Below are 22,256 nucleotides of genomic sequence, written 5' to 3' on the forward strand. Positions count from 1 at the left end.
AAACTGAAAATATTTGATTCCTTTACAACTGTTAGAGTAGGTTGATACGTCTTCGATAGATGCAGTTGCATATTTAGAGCATTAGCTCTCACGCTTATCAACTCTATTTTAAGCTTAACATGGGGGATGAGATTCAAGTAAGATATCGTAATTTATCGATAATCATCCGCTATGTCGATCGATTTAGGATTATTTAAAATCAATCTACCCTGTTTAGGAACACAGGAGTACATTAAGCTAAATGATAATCATCGCGACTATTGTAGTGACTACTAAACCAATTGTTACCGGCAGCAGGTTCCGGCGTGCAAGTTCAAAAGGACTGACGTTACAAATTGCAGCGGCTGGGATCAATGCCCATGGAATCAGGGTGCCTCCGCCAACCCAAATCGCGGTTATTTGCCCAAGGGCGGTCAATGTGGCGGTTCCGCCTCCGATTGCCGTTCCAAATAGTTTGGCAACCGATCCCGCTAAAGAAATGCCTGAGAAGCCCGATCCATCCAAGCCAGTGATGGCACCGATTCCCGTTAATGTGACGGCGGCTATTTCTTTCGTTAAAGGAACGGAAGCCGCTAAGGCGGCACCGAGATCATTGACGATGCCGAGAGAAGTTTTTGGTAAATAGGCACCGATGATCTGATTGAAGCCAGAATCACCTAAATAGAAGAATGCAGCGATTGGAATGACGGGTCCGAATACTTTGAAGCCAAATTGAAACCCCTGAATCAAATAGGCCGTTGATTTTTCAAGTCCTTGTTGTTTATGAGCGACAAGGGATAAAATCAGCAAAATGAAAACGGCTGTACCGCCTACCAACGCCGTGGCATCCCCGCCTTGCAGCTTCAAAATCGACAATGCCACAACATCTAACAGAAATGCGATTGGAATGAAGACGGCAAAAAACTTCTTTTGTGCCAGTGTGAGCAGGTCTTCACTGAATGTTTGATCTTGGACGATCCCTTCATTATCTGCCGCCTTGATTCTGCCAAGTTTCATATCACGCTTTAAAAGGATAAAGGCGGAGAGGGTGGTGACGACGCCCATTGTAATGACAAGAGGAATGCTCGCAGCGATGACATCACCGACTGGGATAGAAGCGGCATCCGCCGTTAGTTTAGGTGCAGCTTGAATGATGAAATCCCCTGATAATGCAATTCCATGACCAAAAAGGTTCATCGCCATCGCCACGCCTAACGCAGGTAAACCAGCACGTAATGCAACGGGAAGCAGGACCGCCCCAAGTAAGGCAACGGCCGGTGATGGCCAGAAAAACCAGGATATGATCATCATGACGATCCCGATAATCCAAAAGGCAAGTGTAGGATTTTTAATGAATTTCGCAAATGGTGCGATCATGACATCGTTAATGCCGGAATTCGTTAAAACCGTGCTCATGGCGACTATGATTGAAATGATTAATATCGTGGGCATTAGTTCCGTGATTGCAAAAATGAAGCTGTTGAATATCCCGCTTATGGATGAGGCTAAACTGCCTGTAGCCACTAAAACCAAAAGAAAAATTCCAATTATGCAGATGAGGGTAGTATCACGACGTTTTACCATAAACCCGATTATCAATGCAATAAATACAACATAAATCCAATGGAGTGCCGTTAATTCCATCTCCATGATCCGTCCCCCCTCATAATATGCCTAGTTACAGATTATGAGGGAGGTATGGGGGGGTGAGTTGTTTCATAAATTTAAAGGCTTATTTACTTTATTTTCACTTATGATGTAAAGTGCCTAGTTCAGGAAGCAACAACCTGATTATTTGGCCAGAGTATTTTTTCTTGTGTAATCTGATTATAAAGAGGATACCAAACCTTCGAACAGGGAAATGAAAAAGTCAGGTCCACCTCAAAAAACGTAAAAATCGTTATAAATAATGTCTTGTTACGAATGGGTTTTATGGTATTGAAACAAAATCAGTACTTATTAAAGCTCTAAAAAAGAACTTAATAAGGAGTCCAAAAAAAAACCTTGATATGTGTATGGAAAATGGGACTAAGACTAAGGCTGCAATTGTCACTGTCAAAAAAGGTCCAATAGGCAATCTCACTTGGATTCTACAGGAACTATATTCGAAGGATATAATCCGGGTCGGGATGATATAAATTCAAGAAGTCTAAAAAGACTATTTGTTTGCTGCATAAAAAAGAGGATGAATTATAAATGGATTTGATTGGCGACACATATATTATTGTTCTCCCACAAAAGTGGTAACCCTCCCCATTGTAAAAGTCTTCTCTTAATTGAGAGGCCTTTTTTTATTTGTAATGCAATTATACTGAAATAGTGAATTGGTATTAGCCTTCGATAAGGTTTTTAAATCTTTATGGATATTTACCACATGTATTGAACAATTTAATAAAGGGCCTTTTTTTAAAGGTTAATTTTCAATGCGGAGGGATTTCTTATGGATAATAATACTAAAAAAAAGATTGAATCAGAAGTTAAAAAAACGGTGGATGTTGAAATTGCTCAAGAGTTAAGTGATTTTAGAACTCAATTGAATCATCTTCAAAATTCACTATCAAATAGCGGGCAAAATTCAGGGCAACAAAATCAACAGCAAAATCAACAACAAAATCAATTAATGGAACAAATCCAGCAATTTGCTAGCCAAGCACAAAACCAACTGCAACAAACTGATCAACAATTACAACAGTCCATTCAACAAGCAATCCAATCTTTAAACCAATGTCTTCAATATGCACAAACAACTCAAGCGCTTAACCAGATCAATCAAGTAGTAGGTCAAGCACAACAGCAATTTAACCAATTGGGTCAACAGCAAGGTCAACAGGGTCAGCAAGGTCAACAGCAAGGTCAACAGCAAATGAGCAATCAGCAATATGGCCAAATGGGACAACAACAAAACCATTTACAATAATTTTACCTAATTCAATCTATTTGAGAATCCAGTACTATATTGGATTCTCTTTATTTATGTATTTAATTTTTAACCGGGTATTCCTTGTCTTATACGACGTTTTACAATAAACCCGATTATCAATGCAATCCAATGCCGGTAATTTCATCCCCATGATCCGTCCCCCCTTATAAATAAGTCTAGTTACAGAGGGAGGTATGGGGTGGTGAGTTGATTCAAAATTTAAGGCTTATCTTCTTTATTTTCAACAATACTTCAAGTATCCTTAATTTGAATAGCAACTATTGTAAATGAGGGATAAGCCGTGAAGCAAATATATAGTGATGTCATACAATTTCGGGGTACACATTATGAGTTTGGGTACATGCAAGGGAAGGAATTAAAAGATTCACTTACGGTGAAAAATCGTGAAGATCAGTGGAAGATTAGGCAGCCGCGATTTACGGTTGAGGAAGAAGAGGTCAAGAACGCAATTACACAATTCGCCCCTGGAGTTTGGGAAGAATTACTGGGGTTGCAAGAAGCGTTGAAATGGCCAATTGACCGCGTGCTGCAAGAGTTCGGTGGATATCGATTGGATTATGTCCGGTCGGGCTGCTCCATCATGACTGGCGATGATTATCTGATTCGCAATTATGATTACCACCCAAAGACATATGAAGGACGCTATGTTTTATTCCAGCCAACCGATCAAGGGTATTCAAGCATCGGCCCGAGTCAGCGAGGGACTGGCCGGATGGATGGAATGAATGAAAAAGGTTTGGTGATAGGCTATAATTTCATGAATCGCAAGAACCCTGGTGATGGTTTCATTTGCTGCATGATTGGCAGACTGATTGTTGAATCGTGTGCGAACGTACAGGAAGCGGTCGCGATGTTGAAGGAAATCCCGCATCGTCATTCCTTCACTTACGTCGTCTATGATAAAAGCGGAAGTACCTATATCGTGGAAACCTCTCCAAGAAATGTAGAGGTGCGCACGTCAAATGCCTGTACCAATCACTTTGAAATCATGAAAAAAGAGAACCGTAACCATCTTATCGATTCGAAACGCCGATTGGAGATCATCCAAGATCATGAAGGGAGACTTTCATCTGCCTACGATGCTTACAGGTTGTTTAATGATATCAATCGAGGCGTCTTCTCGGATTTATATAGCAGCTGGGCTGGAACGATTCATACATCCGCTTATTTACCTAAGGAGATGAAAGCTTGGATTGCCTTGGGAGGGGACCAGGAGCCGACTTCAATAGATTTTGCGAAATGGCTTGAAGGGGAAGATGTTGAGTTAGAACGAATCAAAGGTGTAATTGATACGGATATCCCCTTCGTGCATATGGATGAGGGAGCGAATTGGTTTCGGAATTGAACGTTCTTGAACTCTTTAAGTAAATTTCAATTACGTTGAATAAGTAAATTATTTAAAAGGCCCAATCCTTGGATTGGGCTTTTGCTGTTCTATTTTTAGGCAAACGGATCCTGGAACTTTTTATTAGGGGATCTGCCAGTAATATAATATGATAGAGGAACATATTTTGGATGGGGCACAAGTTGCTGGAAGTCTGTTTATGACTTGTACAATGAATAAGGGGATGTGCGAATGTTTTCTACAGCTATTGGATGGTTTCGGTTTATTACAATAATTGAGGGAATCTCATATGTTCTATTGCTTGCTATTGGTATGCCCATTAAGTACTTATTGGATATTGGGGAAGCAACACTCATTTTAGGAAGCATCCATGGTTTCTTATTTGTCGTGTTTGGGCTATTACTGCTCTATGTGAGCATCAAATCAAAATGGTCCTTTTTTAAAATGGCGATGATCTTCATCGTTTCATTCATCCCATTTGGGAATTTCGTAATCGACCGCAGGATATTGAAGCAAAGTTAAATGATAAAGAACCTGATTTCGTATTTACTCAGTACTTTTACTTTTGACAAATCCATAAAAAAACGTCTTCCTATTTAATTGGAAGGCGTTTTTTTTTATAGATTTAAGCTTGCTGTAAGGTTGGCATAATTATGCTGTAAGGATGAGCATGTAAAGTATAAGTATCAACAATATTGAAGAGGTGAAATACATGGAACCATTATTAAAAGTAGAAAATATAAAAAAAACTTATGGTAAATCAAGCGCTTCCTACACAGCGTTAGAAAATATATCTTTTGACATTCATGAAGGAGAGTTTGTAGGTATCATGGGACCTTCTGGAGCGGGGAAATCAACTTTGCTTAATATGTTAGCAACTATTGACTCGCCAACAGAAGGGAAAATATATATGAATGATACGAGCATTCACGATATGTCGGGAGCCGAATTAACGGATTTCAGGCGTGATAACCTTGGTTTTATCTTCCAAGACTACAATTTGCTCGATTCATTGACTGTGAAGGAAAATATATTATTACCACTGGCGATTGCGAAAATTCCAGCGAAAGAAATTACTATCTTAGTGAATCGGATTGCTAAAGTATTTGGAATTGAAGGTTTACTAGCTAAATATCCATACCAAATCTCCGGTGGTCAAAAGCAAAGAACAGCTGCAGCCAGGGCGCTTGTGACAGAGCCAGCATTGATCCTTGCAGATGAGCCAACGGGTGCGCTTGACTCAAAATCGGCGACAGGCCTGCTGGAAAGCTTAAGTGAATTGAATGAAAATAATAATTCCACCATCATGTTGGTGACACATGATGCATATGCCGCAAGCTTCTGCCGGCGGATTATTTTCATCAAGGATGGTACGCTTTCAACAGAAATTTATCGTCGTGGCCGAACACGTAAAGCTTTCTTCCAAGAGATTTTGGATGTCCTTGCAACAATTGGAGGTGAGGTAGATGACGTTATTTAGTCTAGCGAGAAAAAATATTGCACGAAACCTCTCCCAATATTTTTTATATATCGCATCCATGGTTTTTAGCATTATCATATACTTCACATTTGTAACATTAAAATATAGCGACACGATTGCAGAACAAACGGCTTCATCACAAAAATTAGGTTCATTGATGAGTGGTGCGGCAGTCATCCTGATTTTCTTCGTTGCCATTTTTATTGCCTATTCAAATTCATTCTTTATGAAAAAACGTAAAAAAGAAGTGGCATTATATGCATTGCTTGGCGTACGTAATCGTCAAATAGGGTTTATGCTCTTCTTTGAAAATTTATTACTAGGTTTGGTTTCATTAGTTGTGGGGATTTTACTTGGATTCCTTTGTTCAAAAGGATTCATGACTATTTTGATTTATTTAATGGGTTATGATGTCATAGCACCATTTACATTTTCGGGATCTGCAGCTTGGAACACCTCTATCGTATTTCTTATTATTTTCTTGGTGACATCATTCCAGGGCTATCGTTTAATATATCAATTTAAACTAATTGATCTCTTCCATGCATCTAAAAAAGGGGAAGCGGCTCCGAAGCCATCAATGATTGTAGCCATTTTGGGAGTTTCCCTGATGGTCATTGGTTATTGGTTGGCGATGCAAGACCTTTTTACTTCTAAAGTGTGGGAAAAAGCCGGCTTTTTAATGACGGCACTCACTATTTTGACAACAGTAATTGCCGGTACATTTTTATTGTTTCATAGCGTGACAGGCTTTGTGTTGGCCATGATTAAGAAAAATGAAAAATGGCTATGGAAAGGCCTTCATTTAATGACGATTTCGCAACTGCTATATCGGATTCGGGGCAATGCACGTACATTGACCGTAATTGCAGTGTTAAGTGCTACAACGGTAACGGCTGGCGGTGCGGTTTATGGTCTTTATTACAACGCAAATGACCAAGTTATGACCGCTGATCCGAATACCTTCATGTATCAGCAAACGGATGAAAAAATCGATCAACAAGTCAGCGCTGTATTGCCAGATACCATGTACGATAAAAATATCGTAGCACTATCTGTCCCATTTAATACGAAAGAATTAAACACGGCATCAGCATTCGATAGCTCGGAAAAAAGAATTTATACAGTTATCGACGAAAAAACATATAACGAATTAGCAGAAGTACAAGGCAAGGAAGCACTGCTTGTGAATGATGACAATGCAGTTATTCTAGATATTGGATATGACAAAAGATTCTCGCCTAAATACAAGGACAAGACCATTAAGACAGAAAACAGCAAGGCAATCACATTCCAAAGCTATAAAACACAAACAGTTTTAAATGCCGGAACAGCAGGCATTACAGTGGTTGTATCAAATGATCAATTTAAAGCATTGCAAACAGAAGGCGAACACCTAAATTATCGTGTTATTGGAATGGATCAAGCTTCCACGGATTTATCTGAAAAAATTGCAAAACAAATACCTGAAGAAGCGCTATTTTCTAGTGCACCTAAAGATTTCCAAACAAGCATCGAAGGTGTAGGCTCATTGCTCTTTATCGGAAGTTTTCTGGGTTTGGTTTTTTTAGCTGCTACAGGCAGTATCATTTACTTTAAAGTTCTAACTGAAGCTGAGGAAGATAAATCACAATATAATATGCTTCATAAAATGGGCGTTAACGCAAAAGAAATGAGGAAATCCATTGCCTCACAAGTTTTCGTAATCTTTTTCGTTCCACTGGCAGTGGGGTTATTACACAGCGCAATCGCTTTAAAAGCCTTCTCGGGCTTATTGATGATGGACCTAGCAAAACCTGTGTTGATCTGGATGATTGCTTATACGGTTATCTACGGGCTGTATTATATCTTAACGGTAGCTGCCTATAATCGTATTATCACACAAAATAATAAAACAGAAGGATGATCGGAATGAAGAAATTTTTTATGGTAATTGGTATTTTGTTAATATTGGGAGCGGCGGGAGTCTTCGCGCTTACTAAAATAGACTTTAACCGCATGAATGCCGACAATTATTATTTGCAGGTTACAGAGGATGGAGTACAGCATGAAACCAAACTGGATGATGGTTCAGTCATGACTTATTATTCTTATAAACTGGACGCCAAAAATGCAGATGGTGAAACGATACCACTTGAATTCACGGCAACAAAAAATCTTCGAAAAGATGCTTACTTAAAGATGTACGTGAAAAATGGTGATGAAGTTTCGTCATATGATGAAGTGAAATTTGAGGAAATTCCAAAAAAGGCACAAACAAAATAAAATATGAAAGAAGGGCTGTCTGTAAGTGAAGGACAGCCCTTTCTCCGTAAGAAAAATAATTATAAAAGTATAGTAATGGTGGTTCCTTCATTTTCAACGCTAGTCAAATTAAGTTTCCCATTATGAGCAAGAATAATATCTCTTGCAATAGCCATTCCTAAACCAGTCCCATGTGCACTGGCTGTATTCGTACCTCGATAGTATCGTTCAAAAACCTGTTCTATATCTTTAGGGGGAATACCCCGGCCATTATCGGCAATGGTAATTTGGGTATGAAGTTCTGATCGTAGATGAATATCATCAATTTGTATTTTAACAACGACATTTTCTTCGTTATGCACGAGTGCATTGTAGATAAAGTTAAATATAGCCCGTTTCAGTAATTTTTTATCCACTTGATGTGTTGCCTTATCCACATTTGCCTCGAATTCAACCTGGCGATCACCAAATTGTGAATCATTTAAAAGCTCGATCGTCATTTCTCGTATAAACCCAACGATATCTACATCTTCAAATTGAAAAGGGAGTCGTTGATTGCGTAAACGCATCGTTAAATTTAGGTCATCCAACAAATCTTTCATATAAATGGACTGTCTATTAATAATGGATGTATACTCATACAGTTCCTGTGATGTTAAATCAGTGGCGTTATCCTTCATCAATTCTGTATAACCATGGATTGAAGCGAGTGGTGTCTTCATGTCATGAGAAACATTGCTAATCCATTCCTCACGCATTTGGTCGAGTTGATCACGTTCTTTCTCATATTGATCTAACTTTACCGAAAGTTCATTCATATTGCGAAACACATCTTCATAAACACCTTTTGGTATGCTCATCCTTTTAAAGCGCTTCTCCCGGAGCTGCTGAATTCCCTCTATTAATATGTTAAGCGGATTCGTTAACCTTTTACCAAATAAGAATCCAATGACTATTGCAATAATGATATCCACAATTAAAAACAGTAAAAGGAAGACTTTAAAGTTTTTAAAAACTTTTTCATAATCATAGGTCAGGACATAGCGACCTATTTTCTGATCCTTAACGCCTACAAAATAGCTGAAATCATGGGCCGTACCTGCAAAAACAGTCGTCTCTGCATCAACTTCTTTATACTTATACATTTGGACGATTTCAACAGGTGAATACATGGTTTGCAATTTTGGAGGAGTATAAAAGGCAGCCACTTGCTCACCCTTATTATTCAAAAATTGTATCCAGGCGTTATTCTCCTGCAGTTTTTCTAGTCCTTCTTCATTTACAATTGGTTTGTTATCTTTTAGTTCTACATATTGTGAAAATGTTCTGCTAAAGTTTTCTGCAGATGCTTCTTCAGTCCCGAAATCATGCATGGCCCGATAAAAGAGTAAGCTTAAAAGTAAAATTGTATTTACAATCCCTACGATTACAACTATTGCCACAACGGATACTAAAAAGCGCCGTGTCAATTTCCACTTCATCTTGTTTCACCCCTTGGTTTGTAATTTATAACCAAGCCCTTTAACGGTTATTAAAAACGAAGGTTTTGAAGGATCTGCCTCGATTTTTTCGCGTAAACGGCGAATATGTACCATCACTGTATTATCAGAGCCAAAGAAATCATCGCCCCACACATGTTCAAATAAAGTTTCCTTGCTTAAGATCTGATTCGGGTGATGCATAAAACAGCTCATCAGACCGATTTCTTTGGCTGTGAGCTCAATCGTATTGCCATCCTTTTTCACTTCATTTTCATTTGCACTAAGCTCAAAAGGACCAACTTGCAAATTTTTCGGAACAGCTTTTGCATCCGAAAAGCCAGCACGCCTCAAATGTGCCTTTATTCGATAAGCAACCTCTTTCGGACTGAATGGTTTGGTGATATAATCATCCCCGCCAATTGCCAACCCTAAAAGCTTATCAATTTCCTCATCCTTTGCTGACAAAAATAAAACGGGAACATTCGACACTTCACGAATTTGCTTGCATAAATCATAGCCTTCACCATCTGGCAGCATAATATCTAGCAGCACAAGTGCAGGATTGATCTCCTGAAACTTTGACCAGCCATCCGCAACCGTACCAGCCGTAACAATATTCGGGATACCTTCTTTATGTAAAACCGTCTCCATGAGACGTGCCAAATCATCTTCATCGTCAATAATTAAAATCCACTGATCATTAGACATTCTTCTACCTCCCATACTTCAATCATACCCTACAGTATAGTGTACCCCATAGGAAAAAATAAGGGGGAAGGGATAGATATTTCTCGAATAATTGGTGACATTGGCAACCGTCATAATTTTTTCAAAACGCTATGGATAAGAGCACGTAAGTTTCGCTAAAAAATGAAAATGTACTTTCAAGATCAGGACTCGTATGCCTGATTTTTAGGGGGTTTCCTTTCATTTGGGGAGAAAGAAGATCGTGCTTCATACTGATTTGGTAAAGGTTGTGTGATAAACTGTTTAAAGTATTGCTAGGAAGATTATGCTAAGTAATATGATTCGCTGCTGTTCTTTTGACCCAAATCATTCTATAAAAGTTATTAGCGAATGTGGAAGAATAAAAGGAGAAAAAATAATGGAAACAAAAAAGGTGTTACCCGTTCTTTTTTTAGTGATGTTTTTAGTCATGGTCGGATTTGGGATCATCATTCCCGTCATTCCGTTCCTTGCTGAAAAGGTTGGCGGCAGTCCTACTGAGCTTGGTCTTTTAATGGCTGTTTATTCATTAATGCAATTATTTTTTGCTCCGATGTGGGGACGTATATCTGACCGGATAGGACGTAAGCCTGTCATGATAATCGGGATTGCTGGATTGGCCCTTTCGTTTTTCATCACGGCTTCGGCAGATTCCTTATCGGTATTATTTGTAGCCAGGATCATTGGCGGGATTTTGTCTTCGGCAAACATGCCAACCGCAATGGCGTATGTGGCTGATATCACGACGCCGGAAGATCGAGGAAAAGGGATGGGAATCATCGGTGCGGCTACAGGGCTTGGATTCATCTTTGGTCCGGCGATTGGCGGGGTATTCTCCAAATCAAGTTTGAATTTACCGTTTTACATTGCTGGAATTTCTTCTTTGATTACTTTATTTTTAGTAATTGCGATTCTGAAGGAATCACATCCAGTTGAAAAGAGGGCCCAACAGTCTAAAAATGAAGAGTCCATGTGGAAAGCCTTTAAAGGGCCTCTTACAACCATGTTCTTTCTGCAATTGATCGTCACCCTTTCAATGGCAGGACTCGAAACGACTTTTGCCTATTTTGCAGCCAAAAAGGCTGATATAAGTCTTGTCCAATTAGGCTATATCTTCATGATCATGGGGTTTGGCAGTGCAATCGTTCAAGGTGGATTAGTAGGTAGGTTGACAAAGAAATATGGGGAAGGCGCGGTCATACGAATGGGAATCATCGTATCGGCAGTTGGTTTCATTCTGATCCTGTTTTCTTCAGGTTTTTGGACATCGGCGGTTTTCCTGACAATTTTCGGAGTGGGTAATGGGTTCATCCGGCCGGCAATTTCGGCACTGCTGACTAAAAGTTCCATGACGGGCCATGGCAGTGTCACTGGACTGCTATCTTCCTTCGACTCGTTCGGCAGGATTGCAGGTCCTCCGATAGGCGGTTGGTTATTTTCGATTTCGATAGATTTACCATTTATATCGGGCGCGATCCTTTCCGTTTTTGCTTTAATTCTTTTTCAGGTATATCATGCAAGGACACAGACTAAACAGGTCCAAGTATCTCATTAATTTGATGATGGGCAAAAACCCCCCATTTCTAAAAATGGTGGGTGGCTGCGAGCGGTGCTTGAAAAAGCACCGTTTTTTATTGAATCATATTAAGGAATTTACGTGTACGCGCTTCTTTAGGGTTTGTGAAAATCTGTTCGGGTGTTCCCCGTTCCATTATTTTTCCTTCATCCATGAAAATGACCTCGTCGGCGACCTCACGGGCAAAACGCATTTCATGGGTTACAACGATCATTGTCATGCCTTCTTCTTTTGCCAGGTCTTTCATGACCTGTAACACGTCTCCAACTAGTTCGGGGTCAAGAGCGGAGGTGGGTTCATCGAATAGCATGACCTTCGGCTCCATGGCCAGGGCCCTTGCAATTCCGACTCGTTGCTGCTGTCCGCCGGACAATTGAAAAGGATAAAAATCGATTTTTTCACCTAAGCCCACTTTTGTAAGCAGGGCAGCAGCCGTTTCTTTCGCTTGATGTTTGGCTATGTTTTTTACAATGATGGGGCCTTCCATAACATTTTCCACTGCTGTTTTGTGGGGGAAGAGGTTATAACTTTGGAAAACCATCCCAGTCAAACTTCGAAAAGATGTAATCGATTTTTTTCTAACGGTTTTTTTGAAGTCCATTACGCTTTGATCGATTTCAATCGTCCCGTCCGTTGGCACCTCAAGGAGATTCAAACACCGAAGAAAGGTTGTTTTACCTGAACCCGAAGGACCGATCAATACAATGACTTTACCCTGCTCCACTTCCAAATCAATGCCCTTTAATACTTCAAGGTCACCAAACGATTTATGAAGATTCTTAATGTTGATCATTTTAAAATCTCCTTTAACTACTGCGGTTCTTATTTTGCTACATAACGATTAAGTCTGTCCTCTAAACTTCCTTGAATGAAAGACAAAATAGTACACAAAATCCAATATAAAGCAGCTGCTTCCATGTATAATAGTAAAAATTCATAGTTTTTTGCAGCAATTTCTTGAGCTTTACGGAATAATTCCGTTACAAGAATGAGTGATGCGAGCGATGTATCTTTTAAAAGGCTAATGAACGTGTTGGATAATGGGGGAATGGATACACGTGCTGCTTGCGGCAAAATGATGCGCTTTAAAGCTTGGGTATATGTCATCCCGATTGAATAGCCTGCTTCCCATTGTCCTTTTGGTATGGATAAAATGGCTGCTCGTATAATTTCCGAAGCGTATGCTCCCACATTTAAAGAGAATCCTATAATAGCCGATATGAAAGGATTAATTGTTACACCTAAATTTGGAAGTCCATAGAAAATGATAAATAATTGCACAAGTAAAGGTGTCCCGCGGATGATTGACACATATACACGCGCAATTATTTGAAAGATTTTAATGGAAGATAGTCTAGCCAATGCTGTGAGTACAGCGAGAATAAGTCCGAGAACGAATGTGATCAATGTTAGTGGAATCGTATATTTAATAGCTCCCTCTATCATCGGATAGAGGGAGGTTTGAGCGATGGAAACAAGCTGGTTCATACGCTCAGGGTCACTGAAAATATTACTTAGGAGAAACATCTTCACCAAACCATTTATCTGAGATTTTTGCGTACGTGCCGTCGTCTTTCATGGCTTTAAGTGCTTTGTTTACTTCTTCCACTAATTTGTCGCTGTCTTTTCTGAACATTAAACCACTGGCAACTCCGCTTTTTTCCTCATCAGCCACTTTGATAGGTGCATCCGGGTGTTGCTTTTTATAATCAAGGTACGACAATTTGTCATTGATCGTTGCATCTACACGTTTAGAACCGATAAGCTGTACAGACTGGGAAAATCCTTCTATACCGGTAACCTTTGCACCATGTGATTCGGCTATTTTATTGTAGTTACTCGTTAAAGATTGAGCAGAAGTCTTACCTTTCAAGTCATCGAATGATTTAATATCCGAATTATCTTTGTGAACAAGTAAAACGGCTCCTGATTGAATATATGGGTCAGAGAAATCATATTTCTTTTGACGGTCTTTATCGATGCCCACTTGGTTTGCGATCATATCAAAACGTTTGGCATCCAATCCTGCAAACATGCCGTCCCATTGTGTTTCCTTGAAATCAGCTTTCACTCCAAGGCGTTTTGCGACTTCTTTAGAGATTTCAACATCAAACCCCGTTAATTTGCCTGAATCATCGTGGAATGTGAAAGGAGGGTATGTACCTTCTGTTCCGACGGTTAATACGCCATCTTTTTTGACTTTATCATATAGACTTTCTTGTGAAGAAGACTTATTGCCGTTATCGTTCGCCTCATTTTTTGTATTTGAACCACATGCAGTAAGTACAAAAGTGAAAGCTAACAATAGCGATAAAAGCGGAACCATTTTTTTCATTTCGGTAAACCTCCTAGTAATCTGATAGGGATTGATACAATGTGATACTAAACAAGAATAGGAAAAAAGTCAATGAAAATAACTTATATGATTAGTGTTAATGAATCTTGGTGAATTATACGGATTTTGATGGATCGGAGTGAAATAATACTAAAAGAAAGAAGTATAATTACCGCTTAATTAATTCGAGGAAGGAACTTAAAGGAAATGAACGGTTCGTTAAGATTTCATATCCTTTCTGTGGGGCCAAAAAGACCCTCATCCACGTCTATTATTAGCTAAGTGGAAGAGGGCCTTTTTGGACTGTCCGGAACTATTTAATGGATCTTTTTAACTTAGTGCTTATCATCATGATTTCTTTCCTCTACGCTGATGAAAATTGGGTTCGAATAGAACCAAAGGTCTTTATAGTTACGTTTGTTGATTTCTGAAAAACGTGTTTCGTTATCCTCGTTCTCCGTCTTCGTATCGATTAGCGGTTCACCGTCAATCGTTTCTCCAGAGACATTTGCCCCTAGATTCGTGCCTCGCAAACGGAAATATTGATTCTTATTTGCTTTGACCTTGTAAGTGATGGTATGAAAACCGTCGCCATCGGTTTTCCAGTCTTTACTTGTAGAGCGTTTAACCACTTTTGCCGTATCATTGGTAGCTTTATTATAAGCAGGTGTTCCAGGCACTGCTTTCCCGGTTACTTCCCCTGAAATTAGGTCTACGTGATCAACTTTAACGGGGTCCCCGTTGTTGTTCTTTTCGGGGCTCTTAAATCGGATGGTGATCTTGACCATCTGTCCTTCCTTCACTTTAAGTTCCCCGCCCATATCCACCTTGTTGTTTCCGTTTTTAGCTTGGAAATCAAGGGCATCGATCAAGTCACCGAAAACGGAGAAGGATTTCCCTGATCGCATGCCGTCAAGGACGGATTGCATCGTTGAACCTTTCACCCAAGTATAATTCTTGGAATATTCGCCAGGCCAGTAGCCGCTGGAGTAAAGTCGGTTTTGACTGATTTCGAAATGAGAGTCCGAATTGGAAAAGGTCCAGAACTGACGACCTTCACCAAGCAGCGCATCCCATGTACCACCTACCTTAGCAAGCATGTAATCGGAACCGCCATAGGTCCTGTTTTCGGGCGTTGTCAGGTTTAAGCCACCTCTGTCTGGCTCCATCTGGTTACCAGGCATCCCTTCAAATCCAAACATGACATCAGGCGCGATATTGTTAAAGTCGCGGAAATCAGATATGTTGTACACCTTTTTTCTTGATGGATGGTTCAAAATGGCATAACTTGTATGCTTATAATTCTTCTCAAGCCATGCCAAGGCTGTTCGAGCATCCTTGGGTGTCTTATTGGCCCTTTGATCTTGGGCTTTCCAGACGGCTACATCCTTAGAATCAAACATCTTTTCATCCTGGTTGGTGAAGAGATATTCGAACTGATTGCCAGCTTTCAGACTTATAGGTGATCCCGGCTGGTCTCCCAAAATTCCGATGCCGACATGCTCGTAAGTGGGCATGTCCCATTCGAAGCCTGAAAACATGACTTTATTTTTATATTTGCCCTCTTTTTGCAGTTGTTCCATTTTCGGGGCTTGATATTGAATGATCCCTTGGGATAGCGGTATCGGCCCGCCGGGAATCAAATGTCCCTCATCATCCCTTGAAGACATCCTCAAGTGGTCGGAAGTTCCCATCCAATCCATGCCATACTTATCAAATGCGTCATTCAGCAAGCTTTCAAGGCTCTGTGATCCCTCGGTATCATCGGACTGAGTGGTATGGGCATGATATTCACCTTTCATCCATCTGCCTCCAAGCTGATTGTCTTCTGCATCTTTTGCAGCAACCGCGACCGGAAGACCTTGAGAAAGAATGGCTATGCTTAGAACCGGTACTGTGAATGCCCTTAACTTATTAATCATCTTACCGACACCCTCCATATATGGAAATAATGTTGAACAAGCTAATTTTATTTTATAAATATTAAGAACTCGTTTGGGGGGAGTATGGTTTTTGTAAATAGAATGATCGGTGCTGATTCCATTCTGTATTTTGGACGGTAACAGTGGATTGGAAGAGGAAAGTGAAGGAAGGGGCTTGAAACTAAAAAGGCTGAAGAGAAAATATTCTTTCTCTACAGCCTGCAATGATTGCCGTAGATATTATTTAGTTTCGAGTAAATTGATATGGTCTACAGTTTGATCTTCACCGACAATGAATTGTAGTTCATAATTTCCTGTCCTGTAAATGTAGTTGGTTTCATTCGTACTGGAAATATGGCGTATTTCGTCAGCACTGCCGAGTTGTTTTCCTAACACTTTAGGTGTGATGCTTCCTAGATTATGGTCCCGTTCTACATTTGTCCCAAAATATCGGATTTGTGAGAGGGTCTTGTCATGGTTATAGGCAAATGCAAATCCTGGGTGACCCATTTCTGCATGGTAATAGTCAAAATTTTCATCGGTTTTACTTGGTTCAGGGGGGGGACCAAATGTCTCATATACTTCTTTTTGGGTGTTTTCACTAATTTTCAAACCCTTGGCAGTATAAGGCATTTCTCCTGAAAAAGCTTTGTTGTAGATTTCATCTAAGGTGGTAAGAGCATGTTCCTTAGCTATTCTAGAAGTAGAACCCATTGTGGATGCAGCCTCAACCGGTTCTGTTGAAAACGATGCACCTGCCCCTAAAAGAGTGCTGGTTAGAATAACTGCGCTAACCATTCTGGCCGCTTGTTTTTTAGATAACATTTCTTATCCCTCCTATATCAGTACTTTTCCACAATTTTCTTATATGAAACATTTTCTTGATGATTAATTTTTCCGTTTACATAGATTACAGAATAATTTTGAGATGAATTGTTTTTTACAAAGATTATTACAGAAGTCCATCGCACAAAGCCCTTTCCCCTCTTAATTGTAAGCAAAAGTATTTATCACAAATTTAACCTGTTTAAGTAAGCTTACAAATAAATCATACAAAACCTATCACAATAATATGCTTTAAATTCGTTTGCCGATGTCGCATCAGTAATACATAGTGGCAGGGATTGTGAAAATACAAAAAAATGGGGGTTGGAGTATGAAAAGAGGAATCAGCGGTCTTATTCTCTTGATTGGTTTGCTGTTGCTTTTATCAGCATGTGCGATAAACAGTTCAGGGGATGGTGGATCGAAGGAAAGCGGGAGCGGATCATATTAAATGGCGACATTCCGAGTCCGGTGAACCCGCCATCGGGATGTAAGTTCAGGACTCGCTGTCCGATGGCAACGGAGCTTTGCGCCGAAAAGGTTCCGGAGTTCCGGGATATGGGGAATGGACATTTCACAGCCTGTCATCATGTGTGAAAATTATTGAACTGTGAGACTTATACATTTAAAGAATATTTTACGATGATTATAGATTTGATTAGGATAATCATTATTTTTCATTAATGGGTGGCTAGAATAGAGCGGAGTTATCTTGAAGTCAGGTTATAGATATCTTAAGGATTTTTCATGCCGTATATGACACGGCTGCAAAATAAAAAGGGTGATCCACCATGATGAATCGCCCTTTGAAAGCGATGCAGTTAATCCCAAACGCTAATTCTAGGAACTCCGGCAGTTCTTAAGTAGTCCAATAATTGACCAGTATGTACTGACTCATGATAAGCGATTCTAAGTAACATGTCTCCTAAATCTCTAATATATCCCATATTAGAGCGATCAATTTTAATATTTGATAAGTCGTCTTCGCTGAAGGATTTTATTGTTTCCAAAAAATCACGCCTGTAGGGTTCGGCAAAGTTTAATTCTGCTTCGACAGAGATAAGTGGCTGTTTTTCGAATGGTGATTCATAAACTGATAAGCTACCTTGATTTTTAATAGATAAATGATAGTAATGCTCACTATCAAGGACATGTCTAACCATTTCTAAACAACTCATTGCCTTGTCATCTGGTTTCCAATGGAGAGTGTCATTAGGTATTGAAATCCATAGTTTAATGTTTCTTCTTCTGACCTCTTCCAGATTTAAGATGATTAGTTCAATTGATTTCATAATTTCCTCCTCATTAAGCAGTGTATATCATTACTATACACGGTTTGATGCATGATTTATTGAATTATTTTGAAAATAAGGAAAAAATAATGATTGTTCGAAGTTGTATATTAATGCGTATTCCTTCTAATATATATTGTACCGTTCCTGTTTAATTCAATTAGGATATCGTATAAGGTAGCCAGTTTCTACTTGTTGGCATTTTTAAAGGAATCTCTAATACCATGCCAAGGGAGGACATATGGGCGGAGGTTTTCGTTCCATTAGATTGTCCATGTTTAAATGTAGAACAGATCATTTTAATGAAGCAAACTAGAGAGGAATTAGATCATGATTAAGGTTTAATAAAAGGTTGAATAGACTACAGGGAAAATGCCTATGAATCCATGTGGAATTTACAGGCGATTTCATTTTCCTTGTTGTTCATTGCATGGAACCACAAGATTCATATATCCGAGTAATCCTAATATTCCTTATTGAGAGTCCAATTAATGAAGGATAAAACAGAATGTATTTTAATCGATTTCTTCGTATTTATGGTGATAGGGGCCAGGAGGACCCTTTTAAATCAGTGATTGAATTAGAATGTCATCATGATAAATTAAAATCGGTTTAAATCCAAATTCTTTAAATTTTTGCAATGCCTCAGGGTTATATTTGTTCACAAAACCGGATACTACAAGGATCCCTTTTTTTCTTGCATAAGCTACTAATCCTGGTAAAAGTGATTGCAGATTTCCCTTTCCTCTATACTTCTTCTCAAGCACTATATAATTAATATGAGCCACTTTAGATAAATAAAGATTATAACAAAGAAATCCCACTACTTTACCTTTATCATTACAAATCACAAGTACCTTATGTGACTTTTGCAAAATTTCATTCACTGTATCTGACGAAACCCAAAAATTACTTACCGTAATTTCCGTTAATTTCTTGATGTCTTTTTTAGGTTTCCAGTCTCGAAAGTACATCGTAATTTCTCCTTTATCTCTATTGGATATAACAGATATTTACCAGAAATATATAGCTATACATAACCAAAACTTAGCAATCAGTATTAATGTTTTATTAATATGGAATCCCTTTAGAATATTCCAAAGGGATTCCATATTAATCTTTAAAAAAGAAACCTCTTAAAAATCCCGTTTAAATTCCTTGATTGAATTACCGTTATTGTTTTTTAATAAATTTTCCAAGACTCTTATCAAGCCAGCCCTGCGGCTGCTATTTCCAATTTTGGAAGTGCCGCTTCTAAAATTACCAGTTATAAAATTACTAGTTCTAGAACTACTTGTTCTTAGTTTTTTATTTGACACTGTAATCATCCTTTTGTTTTATAATTTTCCACATTACTAATTTATGTGTAATTTCCCCTTTTGCTTGGACAAGTTCCTTAATTATTGCCACCGTGGTAGATACCATCTAATGTAATAATATGGTATAATTTTGTGAAGTAATTCACAAAAAGGATGTTACTGGTTAGTACTCGAACTATTAACACATAACAGAAAGCGGGTTGGTTATATGCTGAAGAAAGTGGTTTTAGCTGGCGGGACTGGTTTTGTCGGTCAATACTTTGAAAATCATTTCAGGAATTTGGGATATGAGGTAAGAATCATCTCCAGGCAAACCCCGCATATCGGATGGGAAGATAAAGAAGGAATAAGGGAAACAATCGATAATTCGGATATGTTAATCAACCTCGCCGGAAAAACAGTCAATTGCCGCTACAATGTCAAGAATAAGAAAGAAATCTTAGATTCACGAACAAATACGACTGAAGTGCTCGGACAGGCGATTGAACAATGTGAAAATCCTCCTTCATTATGGATAAACTCAAGCACGGCAACCATATACAGGCATGCTGAAGATAAACCAATGACAGAAGAGGATGGTGTAATCGGTTCAGGCTTTTCCGTTGATGTAGCAAAAGCATGGGAGCGCTCATTTTTCGATTTCCGCTTACCCAAGACGAGACAAATTGCTTTACGGATCGCCATTGTATTGGGCGATGGGGGAGTGATGACCCCTTATAGGAATTTGGTTAAATTCGGCCTGGGAGGACATCAAGGATCAGGAAATCAGAAATTCAGTTGGATACATATAGAAGACTTATTTAACATTGTCCTTTTTCTGAGAAAGAATGAGGAGTTGAGCGGGGTGTTCAATTGTTCATCGCCGCACCCAGTTACAAATCGTGAACTGATGGCCTATTTGAGAAAAAACATGAATAAAAGGATAGGAATGCCTTGCCCGACACCCATGCTTGAAATAGGGGCTTTCTTTATGGGGACCGAAGCGGAATTGATATTAAAAAGCCGCTGGGTCATACCTGAGAGGTTGGAAAAAGAAGGATATGCATTTGAATTCCATCATCTTGATGAAGCTCTTCATCAGATACTGATGAACTCTAATTAAGGGTATAAAATATTGTAGATTGATTGCTATAATGATAGATATAAGATCATTTAATGAAGGGGAATCGCAGAATGAATATGGGGCCATCAGAAAAAGTCGGAAGATTCAAAACAGGGATATTTTCAGAGTTGGCGACCCGCAAGCGGGCAGCGATGAAACGAGGGATGGATGTTATTGATTTGAGTGTCGGAAGTCCGGATTTACCACCGCCTGATTTTGTTGTGGATACGCTTGTGAAGTATGCACAGGATCCTAATTCCTATGGATATACGTTAAAAGGTACGCCTGAATTCCATGAGGCAGTCCGTTACTTTTATCGGCAGCGTTACGGAGTGGAACTGGATGCAGAAAAGGAAGTCCTGCAACTGATGGGATCCCAGGATGGCCTTGCACACTTGGCAACGGCGATGATAAATCCGGGAGATTATGTGCTGGTGCCAGATCCGGGATATCCAATTTATGAAGCGAGTGTTGAGCTTGCCGGCGGAATCATTCATCCGATGGCGCTTACTGCGGAGAATGGATTCCTGCCGCAGCTCAACGGCATTCCGGATGAAATAGTGAAAAAAACGAAAATGATGATCATCAGTTATCCGGGAAATCCAGTCACCGCCCTTGCTGATGAGGCTTTCTTTTCAGAAGTCATATCGTTTGCGGAAAAGAATGAGATCCTGGTGGTTCACGATTTTGCTTATTCTGAGTTGATTTTTGATAATCATCGACAAATTAGTTTTATGTCCATTCCTGGTGCCAAGGAAGTGGGGATTGAATTTAATTCACTTTCCAAAACATTTAATATGGCCGGCTGCCGGATTGGGTATGTGGTCGGCAATCGCGATGTGCTGAACATCTTGGGAACATTGAAATCACATATTGATTATGGGGTTTTTTATCCCATCCAAAAAGCTGCCGAAATGGCGCTTACTTCCAACCTTTCGCTGCTATCCGATCAGGTTAAGGAATACGAGTCCCGGCGTGATGCCTTGATATCAGGCCTTGCCGAAGGGGGATGGAAAGTGCCGAGGACCTCAGCGACCATGTTTATTTGGGCCAAAGTTCCAGCTGGTTGGAAATCACGAGATTTTTCCTATGCACTGATTGAAAAAGCAGGAGTTACAACCGTTCCTGGAGATGCTTTTGGGAAACAGGGTGAAGGGTATGTCCGGATGGCTTTGGTCCAACCGGCTGAGAGGTTGACGGAAGCTGCTGAACGGATTCGATTGTTTTTGGAGGAATATCGAGTGTAAAAGTTGTCATTTAGTAAGGGGAAGTAAAGGAATATCATTCCAGGATTTCATCCTCAGGCAAATATGGGGAAAATTGAAGCGAAAAGCAAGTATCATGCCTATTGATTTATGTTCATTACATTGGGATATAAGAACGCTCGATCATGGATCGAACGTTCTTTATTTTTGTTTCTACTGCTTAATTATTTTTCGCGGCTTTATTTAAAATGAAATAGGCTGATACAGCAGAGATTGCAGCAATTATCATTATAGGCATTTCCGAACGTTGCACAAAAATGACCTCATTGGATACTGTACCGCCGATATGTCCTGATCCTGAAAAATCAGGGGCATATGCAGCAGTTAGAATAAGTCCGGATAAAACTTGTAATATCATGAATATCAATAAGAAACTAATCGTGAAAAAAAGATACTTTTTCATTTTACACCTCCTCATTCATGT

Annotated in this window: 21 protein-coding genes and 1 pseudogene; 10 read left to right on the plus strand and 12 right to left on the minus strand. The window is 39.4% G+C overall.

The window, feature by feature from the left end; translation table 11 throughout:
- Positions 1 to 237: 237 nt before the first annotated feature.
- The gene (locus SB775_RS11640; protein ID WP_410861689.1) at positions 238 to 1,629 is read right to left on the minus strand and encodes a hypothetical protein; all 1,392 of its coding nucleotides are present in this window, start codon (positions 1,627 to 1,629) and stop codon (positions 238 to 240) included.
- Positions 1,630 to 2,419: 790 nt separating this feature from the next.
- Between SB775_RS11640 and SB775_RS11645 the strand changes: the two genes are divergently transcribed.
- From SB775_RS11645 to SB775_RS11670, 6 genes are all read left to right on the plus strand, one after another.
- Positions 2,420 to 2,896, plus strand: a complete 477-nt coding sequence (locus SB775_RS11645; RefSeq protein ID WP_410861690.1) for a hypothetical protein — start codon at positions 2,420 to 2,422, stop codon at positions 2,894 to 2,896.
- Between the two features lie 304 nt (positions 2,897 to 3,200).
- Positions 3,201 to 4,265, plus strand: a complete 1,065-nt coding sequence (locus SB775_RS11650; RefSeq protein ID WP_410861691.1) for a C45 family autoproteolytic acyltransferase/hydrolase — start codon at positions 3,201 to 3,203, stop codon at positions 4,263 to 4,265.
- A 231-nt stretch (positions 4,266 to 4,496) separates the two neighbouring features.
- Positions 4,497 to 4,787: a DUF3817 domain-containing protein gene (locus SB775_RS11655; RefSeq protein ID WP_061461686.1), complete on the plus strand. Its 291-nt coding sequence runs from the start codon at positions 4,497 to 4,499 to the stop codon at positions 4,785 to 4,787.
- A gap of 190 nt (positions 4,788 to 4,977) precedes the next feature.
- The gene (locus SB775_RS11660) at positions 4,978 to 5,745 is read left to right on the plus strand and encodes an ABC transporter ATP-binding protein (RefSeq protein ID WP_061461687.1); all 768 of its coding nucleotides are present in this window, start codon (positions 4,978 to 4,980) and stop codon (positions 5,743 to 5,745) included.
- Positions 5,732 to 7,651: an ABC transporter permease gene (locus tag SB775_RS11665; RefSeq protein ID WP_410861692.1), complete on the plus strand. Its 1,920-nt coding sequence runs from the start codon at positions 5,732 to 5,734 to the stop codon at positions 7,649 to 7,651. Before SB775_RS11660 ends, SB775_RS11665 begins: the two co-directional genes overlap by 14 nt.
- Before the next feature lie 5 nt (positions 7,652 to 7,656).
- A complete protein-coding gene (locus tag SB775_RS11670; RefSeq protein ID WP_284471765.1) occupies positions 7,657 to 8,010 on the plus strand; it encodes a YxeA family protein in 354 nt (117 codons plus the stop codon).
- Positions 8,011 to 8,069: 59 nt separating this feature from the next.
- Here SB775_RS11670 and SB775_RS11675 read toward each other — a convergent pair whose 3' ends face one another.
- Complete coding sequence (locus tag SB775_RS11675; protein WP_410861693.1) at positions 8,070 to 9,470, minus strand: sensor histidine kinase; 1,401 nt, start codon at positions 9,468 to 9,470, stop codon at positions 8,070 to 8,072.
- 6 nt (positions 9,471 to 9,476) lie between these two features.
- Entirely contained in the window at positions 9,477 to 10,178 is a 702-nt protein-coding gene (locus SB775_RS11680) for a response regulator transcription factor (protein WP_410861694.1), read from the minus strand.
- A gap of 397 nt (positions 10,179 to 10,575) precedes the next feature.
- Here SB775_RS11680 and SB775_RS11685 point away from each other — a divergent pair, with 397 nt between their 5' ends.
- Entirely contained in the window at positions 10,576 to 11,751 is a 1,176-nt protein-coding gene (locus SB775_RS11685; RefSeq protein ID WP_410861695.1) for an MFS transporter, read from the plus strand.
- Between the two features lie 76 nt (positions 11,752 to 11,827).
- Here the strand turns inward: SB775_RS11685 and SB775_RS11690 are convergent, their stop codons facing one another.
- The 5 genes from SB775_RS11690 to SB775_RS11710 all read right to left on the minus strand — a co-directional run bounded on the left by SB775_RS11690 (position 11,828) and on the right by SB775_RS11710 (position 16,854).
- Entirely contained in the window at positions 11,828 to 12,565 is a 738-nt protein-coding gene (locus tag SB775_RS11690; RefSeq protein ID WP_089362859.1) for an amino acid ABC transporter ATP-binding protein, read from the minus strand.
- Positions 12,566 to 12,594: 29 nt separating this feature from the next.
- Positions 12,595 to 13,299, minus strand: a complete 705-nt coding sequence (locus SB775_RS11695) for an amino acid ABC transporter permease (protein WP_061461694.1) — start codon at positions 13,297 to 13,299, stop codon at positions 12,595 to 12,597.
- Positions 13,283 to 14,107, minus strand: coding sequence for an amino acid ABC transporter substrate-binding protein (locus SB775_RS11700; RefSeq protein WP_089362860.1), 825 nt, complete (start codon positions 14,105 to 14,107; stop codon positions 13,283 to 13,285). The genes SB775_RS11695 and SB775_RS11700 overlap by 17 nt, the downstream gene beginning before the upstream one ends.
- A gap of 335 nt (positions 14,108 to 14,442) precedes the next feature.
- Positions 14,443 to 16,029 (minus strand): S-layer protein, encoded by a 1,587-nt coding sequence (locus tag SB775_RS11705; RefSeq protein ID WP_410861696.1) that lies wholly within the window; start codon positions 16,027 to 16,029, stop codon positions 14,443 to 14,445.
- 240 nt (positions 16,030 to 16,269) lie between these two features.
- Positions 16,270 to 16,854: a YjgB family protein gene (locus tag SB775_RS11710; protein ID WP_410861697.1), complete on the minus strand. Its 585-nt coding sequence runs from the start codon at positions 16,852 to 16,854 to the stop codon at positions 16,270 to 16,272.
- A 429-nt stretch (positions 16,855 to 17,283) separates the two neighbouring features.
- Here SB775_RS11710 and SB775_RS11715 point away from each other — a divergent pair.
- Positions 17,284 to 17,451: pseudogene (locus tag SB775_RS11715) on the plus strand (oligopeptide/dipeptide ABC transporter ATP-binding protein); the annotation flags it as partial.
- A 224-nt stretch (positions 17,452 to 17,675) separates the two neighbouring features.
- On the opposite strand, the gene SB775_RS11720 reads toward SB775_RS11715, so the two are convergent.
- From SB775_RS11720 to SB775_RS11730, 3 genes are all read right to left on the minus strand, one after another.
- A complete protein-coding gene (locus tag SB775_RS11720) occupies positions 17,676 to 18,146 on the minus strand; it encodes a DinB family protein (protein ID WP_317778600.1) in 471 nt (156 codons plus the stop codon).
- Between the two features lie 563 nt (positions 18,147 to 18,709).
- On the minus strand, positions 18,710 to 19,120 hold the full coding sequence (locus SB775_RS11725; RefSeq protein ID WP_061461697.1) for a GNAT family N-acetyltransferase: 411 nt from the start codon (positions 19,118 to 19,120) through the stop codon (positions 18,710 to 18,712).
- Positions 19,121 to 19,282: 162 nt separating this feature from the next.
- Positions 19,283 to 19,465, minus strand: coding sequence for a hypothetical protein (locus SB775_RS11730; RefSeq protein WP_410861698.1), 183 nt, complete (start codon positions 19,463 to 19,465; stop codon positions 19,283 to 19,285).
- 208 nt (positions 19,466 to 19,673) lie between these two features.
- On the opposite strand from SB775_RS11730, the gene SB775_RS11735 reads away from it, so the two are divergent.
- Positions 19,674 to 20,567 (plus strand): TIGR01777 family oxidoreductase, encoded by an 894-nt coding sequence (locus tag SB775_RS11735; RefSeq protein WP_410861699.1) that lies wholly within the window; start codon positions 19,674 to 19,676, stop codon positions 20,565 to 20,567.
- Between the two features lie 71 nt (positions 20,568 to 20,638).
- Positions 20,639 to 21,814 (plus strand): LL-diaminopimelate aminotransferase, encoded by a 1,176-nt coding sequence (locus SB775_RS11740; protein ID WP_284471753.1) that lies wholly within the window; start codon positions 20,639 to 20,641, stop codon positions 21,812 to 21,814.
- A 178-nt stretch (positions 21,815 to 21,992) separates the two neighbouring features.
- On the opposite strand, the gene SB775_RS11745 is transcribed toward SB775_RS11740, so the two are convergent.
- Positions 21,993 to 22,235, minus strand: a complete 243-nt coding sequence (locus SB775_RS11745; RefSeq protein ID WP_318685561.1) for a hypothetical protein — start codon at positions 22,233 to 22,235, stop codon at positions 21,993 to 21,995.
- Between the last annotated feature and the right edge of the window lie 21 nt (positions 22,236 to 22,256).

It is taken from the genome of Peribacillus sp. SIMBA_075 (genome assembly GCF_046534585.1).